Here is an 18118-nt window from a genome sequence, read left to right as displayed (position 1 = left end):
AGAAAATGATGAGAGCATTAGGGAAAAAATTAGGCGCCCTGGGGCTCGTCCTGCTTATGGCTGTCGGCACTGTAGCTTGCAGTGATTCCTCACAGACGCAGGCGGAGAATGCAGAGACGACAGCCGGTACCACGACGGCGCAGGCAGAAGCAGTTTCCACGGAAGCTGCTACGACAGCGGCGCAGATGAATGAAGACGGTGGAAAAGCGGTGATTACCGTAAATGATCAGGCGATTCCACTTAGCGTTGCCAAGTATTATGTGGACTATCAAAAGAGCGTTTACGAACAGTACTTTTCCAATTATAATGGTGGAGAGCAGTTAGATCAGAGCGAATGGTATCAGACGATTCCGGAAAAAGATCTGACTTATGCGCAGGAATTGCAGGAAAGCTGTAAAGATTTTCTGATCGATGGGGTTGTGGTGAGCGGACACGCGGCGGATTATCAGATTGTCCTGACCGAAGAAGAGGAGCAAGCCCTTGCGTCTCAGGCAGATCAACAGCTGCAGGGCTTAGGCGCGGAGAAAGCGGCTGCGTTCGGCTTGACCAAGGAGCATCTGGCAGAGTTCTTACGCCACAATCAGATCAGCAATCGGATTTACACGGAAGTGACTGAATCGTTTACTTGCGAGATCAGCGATGAGGAGGCCCGTACGGTTTCCTTTCAAATCTTTGCCATGTCGACTGAAGGCTCCGAGGTAGGAGGAGACGATCTTCCGACCATGGAAGAAGCAAAGGAAAAAGCAGAAGCAGCTTTAGCGAAAATCCAATCCGGCGAGACGCCTTCCGAGGCGGTAAAAGAGCTTGGAACAACGATAATTGACGATACCCTTTCCGTTGGTCAGTTTGACGACTCGGATGAGATGGCGGGGAAGATACTTGCGATGAAGACGGGAGATGTTTTGATCTATGAGAATCCGGAACATTTCACGCTTTATGGAATTTACTGCGTCGACGAAGATGACGCGGACGGACGGGAGAGCAGAAAGGAACAACTTCGACTGGAAAAGGCGGCGGTCCATTTCCAGGAGATGACGGCCCAGTGGAAGAAAGAAGCAAACGTCCTAGTAGATGAATCACTCTGGGGCCAGCTTGGCATATTTGAATCGTAACAGGAGGAAAAAGCAATGGGAGTACCTTATAATCATAGGGAAATCGAGAAAAAGTGGAGAAAGAATTGGGAAGAGCACCCAGTCAATGTAAACGACGGCAAGAAGCCAAAATATTACTGCCTGGATATGTTTCCCTATCCTTCCGGCAGCGGCCTTCATGTGGGCCACTGGAGAGGCTATGTAATCAGCGATGTTTGGAGCCGTTATAAATTGCTCCAGGGGCATTATATCGTTCATCCGATGGGATGGGATGCCTTCGGCCTTCCGGCAGAGAATTACGCCATTAAAATGGGCGTACATCCGGCAAAGTCCACGGAAGAAAATATCAAAAATATCAAGCGTCAGATCAATGAAATCGCGGCGCTCTATGACTGGGATATGGAAGTCAATACGACGGATCCGGAATTCTATAAATGGACCCAGTGGATTTTCGTAAAAATGTTTAAGGCCGGCCTGGCCTATGAAAAGGAGATGCCGATCAACTGGTGTCCTTCCTGTAAAACGGGCCTGGCCAATGAAGAGGTGGTTGGCGGTGTCTGCGAGCGCTGCGGTTCCCCGGTAACCAAGATGAATTTGAAGCAGTGGATGTTAAAGATCACCGCCTATGCCGATCGCCTGCTCAATGATTTGGATAAGCTGGATTGGCCGGAAAAAGTGAAAAAGATGCAGACCGACTGGATTGGAAAATCCTACGGCGCGGAGATCGACTTTGCGGTGGATGGCCGCGAGGATAAGATCCGCGTGTATACGACCCGTCCGGATACGCTGTACGGCGCTACCTTTATGGTGTTAGCACCGGAACATGCCCTGGCGGAGTCCTTGGCAACTCCGGAGCAGGCGGAAGATGTGAAAAAGTATATTTTCCAGGCTTCCCATAAATCCTCGGTAGATCGTCTGCAGGATAAGGAAAAGACCGGCGTCTTTACCGGCAGCTATGCCATCAATCCTTTGAACAATGCGAAGATTCCGATCTGGCTGTCCGATTATGTACTGGCAGACTATGGAACCGGTGCGATCATGTGCGTACCGGCCCACGACGACCGTGACTTTGAGTTCGCAAAGAAATTTGATATTCCGATCATCCAGGTAATCGCGAAGGATGGAAAGGAAAATCCGAATTTAACGGAAGCCTATACGGAAAGCGGTATCATGATCAATTCTGGCGAATGGACGGGTAGAAATTCGGAAGAATTGAAGAAGGAAGCTCCGCTGATTATGGAAGAGCGGGGAATCGGAAAGAAGACGGTAAACTATAAGCTGCGTGACTGGGTATTCAGCCGTCAGCGTTATTGGGGAGAGCCGATTCCGATTGTACACTGCCCGCACTGCGGAGCCGTTCCGGTTCCGGAAGATCAGCTGCCGCTGCTTCTGCCGGATGTGGAGTCCTACCAGCCGACCGGTACGGGAGAATCCCCTCTGGCTGCCATTGACGAGTGGGTAAATACGACTTGTCCTGTCTGCGGCGCTCCGGCCAAGAGAGAGACGAATACCATGCCTCAGTGGGCAGGTTCCTCCTGGTATTTCCTGCGCTATGTGGACAATAAGAATAAAGAAGCTTTGGTAGACCGGGAAGTGGCGGATAAGATGCTGCCGGTAGATATGTATATCGGCGGTGTGGAGCATGCGGTGCTGCACCTTCTGTATTCCCGTTTCTATACCAAGTTCTTATATGATATTGGCGTGGTTGGCTTTGACGAGCCTTTCCATAAGCTCTTTAACCAGGGCATGATTACCGGAAAGAACGGAATCAAGATGAGCAAATCCAAAGGAAATGTAGTCTCCCCCGACGATTTGGTACGGGATTACGGCTGCGATTCCCTTCGGTTATATGAACTCTTCGTTGGCCCGCCGGAGCTGGATTCCGAGTGGGATGAAAGAGGCATCGACGGTGTATACCGCTTTATCACCCGTTTCTGGAACCTGGTCATGAACAATAAAGATCAGTTGATTCCGGAATCCAAGGAGATGGTGAAACTTCGCCATAAGATGATTTACGACATTACAAACCGTTTGGAGAGCTTTAGCCTGAATACTGTGGTCAGCGGATTTATGGAATACAACAATAAGATGATCGATCTGGCCAAGAAGGAAGGCGGCATTGACCGGGAAACCTTGGAAACCGTGATCATCATGCTGGCTCCCTTTGCTCCTCATATTTCCGAGGAACTTTGGTCCCAGTTGGGGCATACCACCAGCGTATTCCATCAGGAAAACGGCTGGCCGAAATGCGACGAAGAGATGATGAAGGACGATGAAGTGGAAATCGCAGTTCAGATCAATGGGAAAACCAGAGCGATTGTGATGATTTCGGCGGATGCGTCCAAAGAGGAAGCAATCGCGGCCGGAAAAGAAGTGGTGGCTTCGAAACTGACAGGAACCATTGTAAAAGAGATTTACGTTCCAGGCCGGATTGTAAATATCGTGCAGAAATAATGGAATGAAAGATGGGGTAGTCCTTTCCTGTGGGGACTACCCCATTTCTTTGTTTTATGTCATATGTTGATAATAGAAAATCGCAAGTTCCGTTCGATTCCTAAGTTCCAATTTATCGAGCAGGGCGCTGAGATAATTTCTTACGGTTCCTTCGCTTAAGAACAGCGCATCCGCGATTTCACGGTTGTTTTTTCCTTCGGCAACAAGGCTGATGATCTCCTGTTCCCGTTTGCCCAATTCTAAGGAGCCGCTGTGAAATTCAGCTTTTCCGGAAATCAAGGAAGGAAGTTTGGTGACAATTTCCGTGCCAAATACATTCTGGCCTGATTCAACTGCTTTTAGAGCGGGGGCAAGCGCTTCAATATCCTGCTTAATCAGATAGCCCTTTGCACCGAGCATCAGCGCCTTTCGGATGTATTCGTCGTCGGAAAATGTGGTCAGAAAAAGAATTTTTGCATGGGGATCTTCTTTTAAAATTTGTTCTCCCGCATCTAGACCAGAGAGGCCGTTCATTTGAATATCCATCAAAAGAATATCGGGAGGATTTTGCCGGTATAGCGCGATCGCTTCCTCTCCACTGGAACCAACCGCGGTTACTGTGATCTCTGGGTCGGCCTGTAAGATCGTTTTTAGAGAAGCACAGACAAACGGATCGTCGTCAATGATGATGATTTTCATAGTCCCTCCTGTTTTTGGGTATCGAAATAAATAGGCGGAAGCCATGGCTGCTTTCAGTTTCAAAGATTCCATGGAAGGCTTCTACCCGTTCTCTAATATTGGATAAACCAATTCCCTGGGAACTGGAAGCATTTTTTATGGTTCCATTATCCTGAATAATCAGTTGGTAAAATGCCGGGTGCTCCAGCAGGCGAATCGAGGCCAAAGAAGCATTGCTGTGGCGGGCAATATTGGACAATGCTTCTTTTATAATGGCGACCAGACAATGCTGAACTTCCTGCGGAAGCTGTCTAGCGCTGTATTCCAGCGAGACTGGACAGAACGGAAAATCACGAATGAGAGTCTCAATCTGAGTGCGTAGATCAAATGCTTCGTCGTGGAGTCCATGGACGCTCCTGCGGATGTGGTCCATGGCGTCGGATAAGGTGGATTTGACGGCAGAGAGCTGCTCTGTCAGCTCTGCATTTTTCTTATATATGACTTCCAGCGCGCCCGTCTGAAGGAGAGCGCGGGTCAGAAGATGGCCGACGTTGTCATGGATTTCTCTGGCGATACGATTTCGTTCACTGAGAGTTGCCAGGCGGATTTCGTAATCCTGTTTTTCTAACAGTTCTTGATTCTTGTGTTTTAGAGAAAGTTCTTTTTCTTTAGTAAGGTCCTGCATCTGATGAAACTGAATCCGAAGCCCTTGCAGTTTTTCCGTTCTTTGTGCCAGCAGGATCGATAGAAAAGAAAGAAAAAGGCATGCGATTTCAGAAGCCGATATTCTTTCCATAAAGAGGCAGATCAGGGGAAGCAGCCAAATGAATCGAAAGATAGGCTTTTTCCTTTTTTGGCAGCAGTAGACAAGCACGGGTAAAAAGTACAGCCCAAAAGGGGTTATGCAGAACAGAAGGCATGCAAAAGAGCAAAGAACAGCCGCAGGAAATTCCGGGAGGATTTCTTCCAAGGAGACGACGGCAACGACGATTAAAAAAATGGGAATCAATTGTGCGGGGATTCCCTGTTTTTGTAGTATGAGCAAGCCGAGTATGAGAAGAATACATTTATCTATCAGCCGTTCCATCCGTTCTTTCCTCCTTTCTCTTTGATGTTAGTGTATCATATCTAAAACAAGGAAGAAAAGCCCTTTTTTTGCCTCCTTTTATTTTGTGACATTTGTCATAGTAGAAATGTGACAGCTGCCACTGGAAGCCGGAGCCTTTTCTTGATAAAATAAAGATACCTTCCAATGGTAAGAAAACAGGTCCTGACCGTGTTTGCCCTTGTCAATTGAAGGTATAAATTTAGAATAGAAATGAGGGAAAACGGATGATACAGGTGAAAAATCTGGTAAAGCGGTATGGAGAGCTGATTGCGCTCGATCACTTTTCTCTGGAAGTGCAGGACGGTGAGATTCTAGGGCTTTTGGGGCCCAATGGAAGCGGAAAAACAACGGCGATCCACTGCATCCTTTCTCTATTGACGTATGATAAGGGGGAGATTTCCCTGTTTGGGGAACCGATGACGCCCCGAAGCTTTGATTTGAAACGGCAAATCGGAGTGGTTCCTCAGGATGTGGCTGTTTTTCAGGAACTTACGGTTCAGGAAAATATTGACTATTTTTGCAGCTTATATGTACCGGAAAAAGAAACAAGAAAGAAGCTGGTGGAGGAAGCGATTCGTTTTGTCGAGTTGGATGAATTCCGAAAGTTTTTACCGGGCAAATTATCGGGAGGATTGCTTCGCCGGTTGAATATTGCCTGTGGAATCGTCCACCGTCCGAAGCTGATCTTTTTGGATGAGCCTACGGTGGCTGTAGATCCGCAGAGCCGAAATCGAATTTTGGAAGGGATTCGGGAGTTAAACAGGCAGGGCGCTACGATTGTTTATACCTCTCACTATATGGAAGAGGTGGAGCAGCTTTGTACCAGAATTGTGATCATGGATAAAGGACGCGAAGTGGCTACCGGCACAAAAGAAGAGCTAAAAGCGATGATCCGTGGAGGAGAGAAACTGACGGTGGAGACGGCAGGGCTGTCGGAGAGTCTGTTAGAAGACATTCGAAAGCTTCCGGGCATCCATCATGCCGCCTTTGACGGAGAACGTTTGACCGCACGTGGAGAAGGGGAAGGAAGCGCATTGTTAGCAGTTTTGGATTTGCTGCGGAAAAACAAAATTCCGGTAGGACGGATCTTTTCCGAACCGCCGACGTTAAACGATGTCTTTTTGGAAATTACCGGGAAAGAATTGAGGGACTGATCTATGATGAGGACGATCTATCGTGGACGGGTAATCGGCAGTCTGCGAAGTAAAGAGATGTTGATTTGGACTTGGATTTTTCCTCTTATGCTGGCTTCCCTGTTTTATTTTGCATTTTCGGAATTGGACAGCGCGGAGCAATGGAGCACAATTCCTGTTGGAATTGTAGAGGACAGCGCTTATCAAGAAAATATTGCCTTTTCTCAATTTATAGAGGTTTTATCCGGCGAGGAGGGACTGCTTTTGGCGGAAGGCGTAGATTCCGTGGAAGAGGGAAAAGAGCTTCTCCGTCAGGAAAAAGCGGAGGCGATCCTTTTTTTAGAGGATGGCACGCCAAAGATGTTAACCAGGGAAAACGGGTGGAATTCTTCGATTTTAAAAGGCGTGCTGGATCGGTATTGCCAGACAGAGGCTGCGATCCTTGATCTGATAAAAGAGAATCCGGAAAACCTGGAAAAAATTTCAGATTTGGTACAGACGGAGGTTTTAACAGAAGAGACTTCATTGACTTCAAATCCGCCGACAGAGACACTCGGATATTATTACGCCCTTCTTGCTATGGTTTGCTTATACGGCGGTTTTCAAGGGATGGAGAGTATCTATTCGATTCAGGCAAATCTTTCCGCCTTGGGAGCTAGACGCAGCCTAGCGCCAGTAAAAAAGTTCCAAATGGTATTTGTGGATCTTATGGGTGGCTTGACGGTTCATTTATTGGGATTGCTGATTTCATTAGCCTATATTCTCGGTATCTTGCGCGTGGATTTTGGAGACCGGCTGGGCTGGGTTGTATTGACTTGTCTGGTTGGAAGTATGGCCGGTATTTCGTTTGGGTCTTTGATTGGGGTATCTACCCGTATGAAAGAAACGGCAAAAACAGCAGTGGTAGTAGCGGCTAGTATGGTTTGCTGTTTTTTGGCCGGGCTGATGGTTTCCGGAATCAACTATCTTGTTGCAATACACATCCCGATTCTTTCTTGGCTGAATCCAGCGGCAAGGATATCCGATGCGTTTCGAGCGCTTTACTGTTATGATTCTCTCGGACCATATTTTGTGGATTTGGGCGTTCTCTTGGCGATCACCGTTCTGTTTTTTGCGGGAACCGCATTTTTCCTAAGGAGGCAGCGCTATGAAAGTATTTAAGGCTTGTATTCGAATTATGAAGCGGCGAAAAGCATCCTTTCTGGTATACTTGATTGTTTTTCTTGCGCTGGTGGTGGCAATGACGTCGTTCTCCGTTGATCGGTATACGACGGATTTCGAGACGAACCGCCCGGAATTTACTTTTATCAATCGGGACAAAGAGGGACCGATGCTGACGGGATTTTATCAGTATCTATTGAAATATGGCGAGGAGGTTCCCTTGGAAGATGATCAAAAAAGCCTCCAGGACGCTGCTTTTTTTCAGGCCAGCAGCTATATTGTGATTGTGCCGGAAGGATTTACAGAAACTGTTTTCAGCGATCATCCCATTCCTTTACAGAAGACGACTTTTCCAGATTCGGCAAAAGGCTATTACTTGGACAGTTTAGTAAACCAATATTGGAATCAACTGCGGATGATTCAAGGCGCCGCTCCTGGATTATCCGAAGAAGAGTTAGTGCAAAAAGCGTCGGAAAGTTTGGCAAAAACCGCGGAAGCGGAGCTCTTTAGGGAGGAGGGCGCAGCTCCGCCGGTTCCGGAAGTCTATCAGTTGTATTTCCAAATGCAGGGATATATTCTCATTGTGCTTGTACTTTTGGGGATATCCACGGTATTGATGGTCTTTCACCGGCCTTATATTCGGCTGCGAAATATGTGCAGTCCTATGCCGTCGGAAAAAATCACCGTTCAGATGACTTTGTATGGAATCGTGATTAGTATCATCGCCTGGTTGATTTTAACTGTCTTTGGGTTTCTGATATGGGGGCGGAGCTTGTCTGGCGTGGATGTCCGGCAGATCTTGCTGCTTTGCGGAAATAGTTTGATGTTTACCCTGACTTCAGCGGCAATCGCGGTTTTGGCCAGTTGTTTTATCCATGTGCCAAATCTTCAAAATGCAGTGGCAAATTTCCTTTCTTTAGGCTTGTGTTTTCTGGGAGGCGTATTTGTTCCATTGGAGTTATTTGGAGAGGGAATGTTAAAGATTGCTCGTTTTACGCCTACTTACTGGTACACTTCTGCAATCAAGGAAATCTGTACCGTGACGGATTTTACAACTGCTCGATTAGAACCGATCTGGCAGGCGATGGGAATCCAGTTTGGCTTTGCTGCGGCTCTGTTTTTGGTAACGCTTGCGGTACAAAAACAGAAAAATGCGACGGAGAAAGGGTTTGGCCAAAGCAGAACAGAATATGAGGCATGAGAAAACGGCAATATATTTTCTATCCTGTTACAGGCGGAGAATCTTGTAAAGCGAGATTCTCCGTTTTTCCATTGACTCCGATAGGATTTTGCTGTATAACGAAACAAGGAGTTTGGAAAATGGACGGGGGATGAACGAAAGATGAAAAAAAGCGGTTATGAGATGGATATGTGTACCGGTTCCCTATGGAAGAAGATTCTGGTATTTAGCGTGCCGCTGATGTTTTCCAATGTGCTGCAGATTTTGTTTAATATGGCGGATGTAGCTGTGGTAGGAAAATTTGCCGGGCCAAAATCCCTGGGCGCGGTTGGTTCTACTTCCATTTTGATTGCGCTTACCACGGGCATTATGCTGGGGATGTCAAGTGGAGTGAACGCTATAGCAGCGCTGCATATTGGAGCGAATGAAGAAGAAAAAGTAAGAAAAACCGTACATACTTCAATACTGATTTGCTTTTTCTTGGGCGTAATGATTTTGATCGCAGGGCTTTTGGGATCACGATCCGTGCTTTTGCTTATGAATACCAAAGACGAGTTGATCGAGGGCGCTGTTCTCTATCTTAAAATTTATCTCTTAGGATCTCCAGCATTGGCCTTGTACAATTATGGCAACGCGATTTTAAGCGCAGTAGGAGATACGCGCAGACCATTGATGTATCTGTGCATTGCCGGAGTTATCAACGTGATTTTAAATCTGTTCTTTGTGATTGTCTTGCGGATGGATGTTTTAGGAGTAGCGCTGGCAAGTATCATTTCACAGTATATTTCTGCATTTCTTGTACTTCGCTGTTTGATGAGAAGGAGAGAGGCTTACGGTTTGAGGATTTCTCAAATTCGGCTGAACCGGGAAATTGCCATGCGGGTTTTGCATATCGGCGTTCCTTCCGCGGTGCAATATTCTTTGTTTATGGTAGCGAATTTGTTTGTGCAGACAGCGGTCAATTCGTTCGACCATGTTGTGGTGGAGGGGAATGCCGCGGCACTCAATGCGGACAATTTGGTATACGAGATGATGGCGGCTTTTTATACGGCCTGTACCAGCTTTATTGCGCAAAATTACGGAGCGGGACAGAAGAAACGTATCCTACAGACCTATGGAATTACGACGTTGTATGCGTTTTCATTGGCGGCTGTTCTAGGAGGCCTTTTGGTACTATTCCGAGTTTCCTTCTTATCTTTGTTTACCAGCGATTCTCAGGTGATTCAGTATGGCGGTATCCGTATGGTGATTATGGGGCTGTCTTACAGCGTGTCCGCATTTATGGATAACGCGGTGTCGGCCGCCAGAGGAATTGGCAAAAGTGTCATCCCGACCATTTTGGTAATTTCAGGAACTCTGGTATTCCGGTTAGTGTGGATCTATACGATTTTTGCTTGGTTCCATACGCTGGAATCGCTGTATTTATTGTATATATTTGCGTGGATTTTTACTGCGCTTGTAGAGAACTTATACCTATTTTTCCAGTTCCGAAAAATACAGTTTATAAAAAATCAGCAGATAGGATGGCAATAGAAATATTTCTATTCCTCATCCAATACGCTTCGCAGTCCCACAACATCGTCTACCGGAAGAGAGAAGACGGCGGCATGCGCTTTTGTGTGCATACCGGCATTTTCTACAATCGTACGCATGATGTGATCTTTGTCCTGGCGTTTGGCTACGATATAGATAAAATCTTTTTCATCTGCAAGAGAAATTCCAAAAAACTTGGAAGAAAAGGGCGCGCCAGTGCCTTTGGCATGGACGACGGTGCCGCCGGCGGCATTTGCTTTGCGCGCAGCGTCCATGACAATATCGGAGCAGCCTCGTTCTGCAATCGTGATGATCAACGCAAAATTTTCTTCCTTCATATCGTTTCCCCCTTCGGATATATGGGACGTAATTTCTTGGTTTCCTAATAAAAATTTTAGACTGGATGTTCCGGCGATACTACTCACCGGAATCGTCAGCGCAATGCCGCTGCCTGCGACGTTAATCCCCATCTCACTGACGAGCCCGCGGAGAACTCGTTCCTTGAGCTGCCCTGGAAGAAGACAGACCAGCATCAATTTTTCTGTTCGCTCCAATCCTAGGTACGCCAGCGTTTTACTCTGAGCCGTACCATGGCAAAGAGAGCCGAATAGAGCGCAGACCTCATGTCTGTTGAAGAATTCGGCGTAAGCTGAGATCTGTTCCCGACGAATGATGGTGGTTAAAAAATAGATATCCTTCATATGCGCCTTCTCCTAAAATTCGATGATATCGCTGTCTCCCGAAGACAGTGATTCCGGAGCGGAAGAGTCCTGCGTAACTTTGTTTCTGCCATCCCCAGAATTGCGGATAAAAAGTCCTAAAATTTGAATCGTAATGAGCGGCGTCATCGCTACCATTGCCACGACGCCAAAAGCATCTGTGGCAAGATCTCCGCCGATCGCCTGACAAACTCCCATAGCAAAAGGAAGCAGGAACGTGGCGGTCATGGGACCGCTGGCAACTCCGCCGGAGTCGAAGGCGATTGCCGTAAAAATAGGAGGTACAAAAAAGGTCAATACAGCCGCTAAAAGATAAAACGGAACCAAGATATAAAGAATCGGGATTCCGAGGATAATACGGAGCATGGCCAAGCTGACGGAGACCGCAACGCCAATGGAAAGGCTTGTGCTTAACGCCTTTTTGGGAATGGCGCCGGAGGTCATCTCATAAACCTGTTTATTCAATACATGGACGGCTGGTTCCGCCGCTACGATGAAATAACCGATAACGGCTCCGATCGGAATTACAATCCAGTTTTGGCCAAAAGCACCCAACTGCTGTCCCAGATAATTTCCAACGGGCATAAAACCGATGTTGACGCCAGTTAAAAAAAGCAAAAGGCCCAGCAGGGTATAGAAAAGCCCAACACATATCCGAATCATCTGGTTTTTATCGAGCCTTAACTTTAATATCTGAAAGGCAAGAAAAAATGCAAGGATCGGAAGCAAAGCTAAAATCACTTCATGAGCATACTCCGGAAGCGCACTCCAAAACAACGACCAAAGTTCCTTGGAATCCGCGGCGGATGGCAGGACAATCAGGGATTGATAGCCTCCGTCCGGGGTATAGAGAAATCCTAAAATCATAACGGCCAGGATTGGTCCGATAGAACAAAGGGCCACCAAGCCAAAGCTGTCATTTTCTGCATTGGAATCGCTTCGAGTCGAGGCGACACCGATACCAAGAGCCATGATAAAAGGTACGGTCATAGGACCTGTGGTAACGCCGCCGGAGTCAAAGGCAACTGCCAGGAAGTTCGAGGGAACAAAAGCTCCGATCAAAAAGACCAACAGGTAAAATCCGATGAGCAGGTAAGATAAGCGAATCCGCAGAAGAATTCGCAGCAAAGCAATGACCAAAAACGCTCCGACTCCCACGGCTACCGACCAGATGAGAGCGGCATTGGGCACATTGGGGACTTGCTCTGCCAATACCTGAAGATCAGGCTCCGTCACCGTAATGATGGTGCCGGCCAGAAAGCCGACTGCGATCACAAACCATAGCTTACGGGAACGTGTTAAAGCCGAACCAATGTGTTCTCCAATGGGGGTCATTGCCATGTCTGTCCCCAGGGTAAACAGTCCCATCCCTAAAACCAAAAATACTGCTCCCAAAATAAAAGCCAGCAGCAGATGATTGGGGACCGGAACAATCGTAAAGCAGAGCAGGAAAACGATTCCTGTGATTGGCAAGACAGAGCTTAGGGACTCCTTCACCTTCTCTACCAAAATGGTACGGCTATGTTTTAAGGTTCGTTTGGGGTGTTCAAGCATATCAATACCTCGTCGGTGAAGGACTACATTATCATAACATATCATAACAAAATAGTAAATGAAAAGCCAGTGCGCTAGGAAAGGTTTTTAGAACTTAGCAAAAAATTTATACGGAAACCATGTAGGGGAGAGGCAGTGCGATCCATAGAGGAGCGTTTTTTTATTTCATAGGAAATTTCGATGAAATTTCCTATGAAATAAAGAAGAAGGGCCGGTATGTACCGGCCCTCCCGTAAAGTTAGAAAAAAGATTTTGGGTGAAGATTAGTTAAACGATTGTTCCGTTCTTTCAATGATTTCATCCTGCAGGGCTTTGCTCAAATTCCGGAAGTGATCACTGTAACCAGCTACACGGACAATCAAATCCTTGTAGTCTTCCGGATTATTCTGCGCCTGAATCAGGGTCTCACGGTCGATGACATTGAACTGAATGTGGTGTCCATCCATATTGAAATAGGTACGAACTAAGTTCGCCATCTGATCAAGGCCTTCCTCACCGGCGACAACAGCCGGGGTGAATTTCTGATTGAGCAGCGTACCGCCAGTCTGAAGATGATCCATCTTCGCACAGGATTTCACAACAGCCGTAGGACCATTGATATCCGCGCCCTTTTCCGGGGAGATGCCTTCGGATACCGGCTTATGAGCCAGACGTCCGTTGGCGCTTGCGATCATCACGTCGCCGAAGTATACATGGCAGGTGGTGGGCAGCATGTTGATGCGGTAGGTGCCGCCTTTCATGTTGGGGCGTCCGGTTACGTTGGCACGATAGAACTCGAAGACGCTGCGCATAATATCGTCGGCGTAATCGTCGTCATTGCCGTATTTCGGAGTCTTATTGCGAACCAGATTCAGGATCCGGCTATCTTCTGCAAAGTTGGTTTCCAGTGCGTGAAGCAGTTCATCCATGGTGAATTTCTTTTCGTCGAAGACATTGTACTTCACGGCTGCCAGGCAGTCGGTAATGGTACCGATGCCAACGCCCTGCAGATAGTTGGTGTTGTAACGGGCGCCGCCTGCATTGTAGTCCTTGCCCTTGGAGATACAGTCGTTGGTAATGATGGACAGGAACGGAGCGGGCATATACTCGGCGTAAATCTTTTCGATGATGTTGCTTCCCATCAATTTAATATCAAGGAAGTATTTTACTTGCTTCTGGTAAGCTTCCCAGAGCTCTTCATAGGTCTTAAAATTCCGGGCGTCACCGGTATGCGGTCCCAACTGCTTTCCGGTCATCATATCTTTTCCGTCGAAGAGCGTCAGCTCGAAGATCTTCGGCAGGTTGAAATATCCGGTCAGAATATAAGCTTCATTTCCGAAGGCGCCGGTCTCTACACAGCCGCTGGTGCCGCCGCGTCTCGCATCTTCCAAGGTCTTTCCGGCATTTAACAGCTCCTGGACAATTGCTTCCGTATTGTAGAAGGCAGGCTGCCCCCAACCTTTCCGGGAAATCTCGCAGGCGCGCTTTAAGAATTTCTGCGGGGTCTTACGGCTGATCTGTACATTGGAGCTGGGCTGAAGCAGCCGCATCTCGTCCATGCAGTCTAAGATCAGATAGCTGACATCGTTTACACCATCTTGACCGTCGGGGGTGATGCCGCCGGTATTGAGGTTTGCAAAGTCTGTGTAAGTGCTGCTTTCCTTTAGGGTGATGCCGACCTTAGGCGGAGCAGGCTGATTGTTGAATTTCACCCACAGGCATTCCAGCAGTTCCAGAGCTTTTTCTTCATTCAGAGTACCGGCTTCCACATCTGCCTTGTAGAACGGATATACGTGCTGATCCAGACGGCCAGGGCTGTAGGCGTCCCAAGGATTCAGTTCGGTGGTAACGCCGAGGTGGGTGAACCAGTACATCTGGAGCGCCTGATGGAAGGTTTCCGGTTTGTGGGCCGGAACGACATCACAGTTATGGGCAATCAAGAGCAGATCTTGCTTTTTCTGCGGATCGTCGGTCTTTTCCGCCAGCTCTCTGGCATAAGCGGCATAACGCTCACCTAAAATCATGATCGCGTCGCAGCAGATGCTCATAGCGTTCAGTTCCGCTTTTTTATCCAAAGCTTCTTTATCTTCAAAAAAGTCCAGCTTCGCCAAGGCTTCTTTGATATCATTCTGATAATCCAGGTAGCCTTTCTGGTAAATCTTAATGGATCCAACCGTATGGCCAGGGCCGCGCTGCTCCATAAACTCAGTGAAAATACCAGCCTCATAGGCAGCTTTCCATTCCGGAGTCATGTTCTGCAGAATTTTGTGCCGAATAGAGCGGTTTTCCCAGTAAGGGATGATAACCTCTTCCTGGTATTTCAGGTCTTCTTCCTTTACCTTAAAGCTGATCAGGTCACGATCGTTCATAACGTGCAAGTCGTTTACCGTATGGCAGCATAACTCCGGGAAAGAAGGAGAGGCCTGAGGGGAATCGCCTTTTTCACCAACGATCAATTCGCCGTCGTTGATGCAAAGAGTCTTGTTGCTGAAATAATGTTTCAGCGCCAGAGCGCGCATTTCCGGAACAGATACCGAGCCTTCATACATTTTGTAAGCTTCGGTCATCAGGCGGGCGCGTTCCATGTCCAGATGAGCTTCTGTCTCTACACTTTGTTTGCGAAGTTTGCGGATACGTTCGTTCATTCCACGTTCTTCCATTGTTTTAACCTCCTATTTTAACATTTTGAAATCCATTCATAAGAAACATCTGTTTCAATTGTTCTAACTGTTCCTGGGGCGGCACCTTCAACTGTTCGTCGGCGTAGGTGCGGTCAAGATTTTCATATTTGCTCTTCCCGGTATTGTGGTAGGGAAGGAGATTGATTCCAACCGTTCGGATTTGATTTTCTTTCAAAAAATCAATGGTTTGTTTGATAAATTCTTCGGTGGCATTGACTCCCCGTACCAAAGGAATGCGGATGTTAATTTTTGCTCCGGCTTTGCTTAGAGCAATCAAATTATCCAGAATCAACCGATTGTCCGTACCGATGTACTTCTTATGTTCCTCTGGGTTGATCAATTTAATATCATAAAGGAATGTGTCGACATAGGGCAGTATCCGGGAGAAGTTTTCATAAGGCGCAAATCCGCAGGTATCGATGTCAATGCTATAACCCTTTCGATGCAATTTGCGGCACAACTCCTCTATGTAATCCATGTTTTGCACCATGACCTCGCCGCCAGAAAGGGTTATACCGCCGCCGGATTCTTCATAAAACATCCGATCTTTTTCCGCTTCCTTGATCAATTCGTCCATGGTGTATGTTTTGCCAATCAGCTCTCTGGCATTGACCGTACAAGAATCGACGCAGGCACCGCAGGCTGTGCAGCGCGTCCGCTCCATCTGGATACGGCCGTCTACTAGCAGATTCGCTCCCTTGGGGCAGGCTTTCACGCAGGCGCCGCAGCCGGTGCAGCGTTCGTGATAATACATTAACTCAATCTCATGGCGCTGGCTTTCGGGGTTATGGCACCACTGGCAGGAAAGAGGACATCCTTTGAAAAAAATGGTGGTGCGGATACCGGGGCCGTCATGGATTGAATACTTTTGGATATTAAAAACGTATGGTTGATTCAATCCCTTTCCTCCTCTCAAATAGACTGCGTTCTAGTCTTGATTCTATTCTACAATAAGTTGTTGAAAATATCAAGTGGATTCTGAAAGAAATTTAAAAAAATCCCCTTTACTTCCAAACTTTTCAATGTTATATTAGATATAGTATTCAAAAAAGGGGTAGCGCAGCCATGGCTCAGAAAGAAAGCACCAAAAATAAGATTGCCCGGATTGCTTGGAAGCTTTTCCATGAAAAGGGTTATGAAAATACGACGATTGACGAAATTATTGCAGAGTCTGGTACCTCTAAGGGCAGCTTTTATCACTATTATAGTGGGAAAGATGAGCTGTTGAGCACGTTATCCTCTATTTTTGACGCAAAATATGAAGAGTTGATTCAGACGATCGATCCGGATATGAACAGCTATGAAAAGCTGCTGTATTTATGCTGCGAGGTTCATCGGATGATTGAGGAGGAAATACCGATTGATCTTTTAGCGTCCATGTATGCTTCGCAGGTGATAAAAAAGGGTGATAAGCATTTAGTTGACCAAAATCGTTACTATTACCGGATCATCAACCAGTTGGTAGACGAAGGTCAGAGGCGGGGACAGATTACAAAAGATCTTCCATATTATGAGATTGCGCAGCTCTATATCATTTCGGAGCGGGCGTTGATCTATGATTATTGTATTTCGGATGGAGGTTACTCTCTGGAGGAGCGGACGAAGAAGATGATGCCGTTGATGTTCGGAGGGATTCAAACTGGGAAGTAAGATCAACTGGCGCATAAAGCAGCCGTGTCCGTGACTGTTTTATGCGCCGGTTTGTTTCAGGTAAGTATCAAAAAGTAGGAGGTTTAAATATGGAAAAAGTTTATCAGTCCATGAAATCAGCGGGGATTTTTAATCTTGTGATGGGGATCCTCGTGATTGTCGCAGGAGCGATTGTCGGCAGCTTTGCCATTGTGCATGGGGCGCTGCTGCTGCGCAGAAAAAATGAAATTACTTTTTAGTTTTATTTTTCATGGCGATCATGCGGGAAAGATTTCGGATCATGTCTATTTTTGAACGTTCTTCCGGCGTCATCTTTTGGGAGAGAACTTGAAGAATTAGATCCGTTTCGTTATCGCTAAAATCCATTCCGTTTTGTTCTGACGAAGAGGAAAGTCCCATCAAAAAAGGCAGCAGGGAATTCTTGTCCTTGCCGTTTACTTCGGACATCATTTTCATCAGATACTGCATCTTGTCGGCGCTGATATTTTGTAAAGACGGGTCGTTCTGCCAATTGTTGTTATTATCGCTCATTGTTCGTTACCTCGGGGGCTTTTGTTTTTAATATATGCAAGGACCTGCCGGGAAGATTCCCATATACTGTTAGTAGGGCGGAGATCCGGAAAGGGAACCGCCTGTATCACGTATTAGGAGGGAATTTTTTAATGAGAACAAAACTGATGATTGATGGCAATGCCGTATATGAAGTGGAAGAAGAGTGCCTGCGCCGGAAGAAAGCAAGCGTTTCGAAACCTGTACCAGGAGACCGAGACCGGTATGGACGCGACGATCGATCGAATAGACAGTAAAAAAGTGAGAAAGGGCGGATGCCAAAGTATTGGCATCCGCCCCTTTTTACAAAGCGCTTTTAAAAAAATTTCTTAGAAACCACCGCCGCAGCAGCACAGAAGCAACAGGATCCAGATAATGTTATCGCAGCCGTTACCGCAGCCATCGCCGCAGGAATTGCCGGAAAATCCGTTGCCGCCGCAGCAGCACAGCAGAAGAATCAGGAAGATCAAGTTGCATCCGCCAAATCCATTGCCACATCCAGAGTTGCATCCACCACCACAGTTCGTTGCTGTTAAATCACTCATTGTAAAAACCTCCAAGGTTCATTTTTTATATTGTATCCTATGAGGCGGGCTTGCCCTTGTTTCCGAAACTTTTACCAGCGTTTTTTTCACTTGTAAATGGACGGAATGCTGTTATACTATAGGT

17 protein-coding genes are annotated in these 18118 nt (G+C 46.9%); 9 read left to right on the top strand and 8 right to left on the bottom strand.

Annotated elements, in window-relative coordinates:
* Positions 1 to 5 precede the first annotated feature (5 nt).
* Together ACCC71_RS07820 and leuS are read left to right on the top strand one after the other, a co-directional pair.
* Entirely contained in the window at positions 6 to 1112 is a 1107-nt protein-coding gene (locus ACCC71_RS07820; RefSeq protein WP_434309072.1) for a hypothetical protein, read from the top strand.
* 15 nt (positions 1113 to 1127) lie between these two features.
* The gene (leuS, locus tag ACCC71_RS07815; protein ID WP_434309071.1) at positions 1128 to 3545 is read left to right on the top strand and encodes a leucine--tRNA ligase; all 2418 of its coding nucleotides are present in this window, start codon (positions 1128 to 1130) and stop codon (positions 3543 to 3545) included.
* Positions 3546 to 3599: 54 nt separating this feature from the next.
* On the opposite strand, the gene ACCC71_RS07810 is transcribed toward leuS, so the two are convergent.
* Positions 3600 to 4223: a response regulator transcription factor gene (locus tag ACCC71_RS07810; RefSeq protein WP_434309070.1), complete on the bottom strand. Its 624-nt coding sequence runs from the start codon at positions 4221 to 4223 to the stop codon at positions 3600 to 3602.
* Positions 4204 to 5289, bottom strand: coding sequence for a sensor histidine kinase (locus ACCC71_RS07805; protein ID WP_434309069.1), 1086 nt, complete (start codon positions 5287 to 5289; stop codon positions 4204 to 4206). The genes ACCC71_RS07810 and ACCC71_RS07805 overlap by 20 nt, the downstream gene beginning before the upstream one ends.
* A gap of 245 nt (positions 5290 to 5534) precedes the next feature.
* Between ACCC71_RS07805 and ACCC71_RS07800 the strand changes: the two genes are divergently transcribed.
* From ACCC71_RS07800 to ACCC71_RS07785, 4 genes are all read left to right on the top strand, one after another.
* Positions 5535 to 6464 carry an ATP-binding cassette domain-containing protein gene (locus ACCC71_RS07800; RefSeq protein ID WP_434309068.1) on the top strand — a complete coding sequence of 310 codons (930 nt, stop codon included), beginning with the start codon at positions 5535 to 5537 and terminating at the stop codon, positions 6462 to 6464.
* Between the two features lie 3 nt (positions 6465 to 6467).
* Positions 6468 to 7604 carry an ABC transporter permease gene (locus ACCC71_RS07795; RefSeq protein WP_434309067.1) on the top strand — a complete coding sequence of 379 codons (1137 nt, stop codon included), beginning with the start codon at positions 6468 to 6470 and terminating at the stop codon, positions 7602 to 7604.
* On the top strand, positions 7591 to 8805 hold the full coding sequence (locus ACCC71_RS07790) for an ABC transporter permease (protein WP_434309066.1): 1215 nt from the start codon (positions 7591 to 7593) through the stop codon (positions 8803 to 8805). The genes ACCC71_RS07795 and ACCC71_RS07790 overlap by 14 nt, the downstream gene beginning before the upstream one ends.
* Positions 8806 to 8946: 141 nt before the next feature.
* Positions 8947 to 10317, top strand: a complete 1371-nt coding sequence (locus ACCC71_RS07785) for an MATE family efflux transporter (protein WP_434309065.1) — start codon at positions 8947 to 8949, stop codon at positions 10315 to 10317.
* Between the two features lie 8 nt (positions 10318 to 10325).
* Here ACCC71_RS07785 and ACCC71_RS07780 read toward each other — a convergent pair whose 3' ends face one another.
* From ACCC71_RS07780 to ACCC71_RS07765, 4 genes are all read right to left on the bottom strand, one after another.
* Positions 10326 to 11018 carry a P-II family nitrogen regulator gene (locus ACCC71_RS07780; RefSeq protein WP_434309064.1) on the bottom strand — a complete coding sequence of 231 codons (693 nt, stop codon included), beginning with the start codon at positions 11016 to 11018 and terminating at the stop codon, positions 10326 to 10328.
* Between the two features lie 12 nt (positions 11019 to 11030).
* Complete coding sequence (locus ACCC71_RS07775; protein ID WP_434309063.1) at positions 11031 to 12590, bottom strand: DUF1538 domain-containing protein; 1560 nt, start codon at positions 12588 to 12590, stop codon at positions 11031 to 11033.
* Positions 12591 to 12853: 263 nt separating this feature from the next.
* Positions 12854 to 15229 (bottom strand): trans-4-hydroxy-L-proline dehydratase, encoded by a 2376-nt coding sequence (gene hypD, locus ACCC71_RS07770; protein ID WP_434309062.1) that lies wholly within the window; start codon positions 15227 to 15229, stop codon positions 12854 to 12856.
* Between the two features lie 4 nt (positions 15230 to 15233).
* Entirely contained in the window at positions 15234 to 16148 is a 915-nt protein-coding gene (locus tag ACCC71_RS07765; RefSeq protein ID WP_434309061.1) for a trans-4-hydroxy-L-proline dehydratase activase, read from the bottom strand.
* A gap of 167 nt (positions 16149 to 16315) precedes the next feature.
* Between ACCC71_RS07765 and ACCC71_RS07760 the strand changes: the two genes are divergently transcribed.
* Both ACCC71_RS07760 and ACCC71_RS07755 read left to right on the top strand, forming a co-directional pair.
* Positions 16316 to 16900, top strand: coding sequence for a TetR/AcrR family transcriptional regulator (locus ACCC71_RS07760; RefSeq protein WP_434309060.1), 585 nt, complete (start codon positions 16316 to 16318; stop codon positions 16898 to 16900).
* Between the two features lie 89 nt (positions 16901 to 16989).
* A complete protein-coding gene (locus ACCC71_RS07755; protein WP_434309059.1) occupies positions 16990 to 17139 on the top strand; it encodes a hypothetical protein in 150 nt (49 codons plus the stop codon).
* On the opposite strand, the gene ACCC71_RS07750 is transcribed toward ACCC71_RS07755, so the two are convergent.
* Positions 17129 to 17431, bottom strand: a complete 303-nt coding sequence (locus ACCC71_RS07750) for a hypothetical protein (RefSeq protein WP_434309058.1) — start codon at positions 17429 to 17431, stop codon at positions 17129 to 17131. The genes ACCC71_RS07755 and ACCC71_RS07750 overlap by 11 nt on opposite strands.
* A 131-nt stretch (positions 17432 to 17562) precedes the next feature.
* Between ACCC71_RS07750 and ACCC71_RS07745 the strand changes: the two genes are divergently transcribed.
* Positions 17563 to 17706 (top strand): hypothetical protein, encoded by a 144-nt coding sequence (locus tag ACCC71_RS07745; RefSeq protein WP_434309057.1) that lies wholly within the window; start codon positions 17563 to 17565, stop codon positions 17704 to 17706.
* A gap of 72 nt (positions 17707 to 17778) precedes the next feature.
* Here ACCC71_RS07745 and ACCC71_RS07740 read toward each other — a convergent pair whose 3' ends face one another.
* On the bottom strand, positions 17779 to 17994 hold the full coding sequence (locus tag ACCC71_RS07740; protein ID WP_434309056.1) for a chorion class high-cysteine HCB protein 13: 216 nt from the start codon (positions 17992 to 17994) through the stop codon (positions 17779 to 17781).
* Between the last annotated feature and the right edge of the window lie 124 nt (positions 17995 to 18118).

Origin of the sequence: Hominifimenecus sp. rT4P-3 (genome assembly GCF_051055405.1) — a bacterium.
Taxonomy (GTDB): Bacteria; Bacillota; Clostridia; order Lachnospirales; family Lachnospiraceae; genus Pseudolachnospira.
The sequence above is the reverse complement of the archived record's forward strand: the minus strand, read 5'-3'. Positions and strand labels throughout refer to the sequence as shown.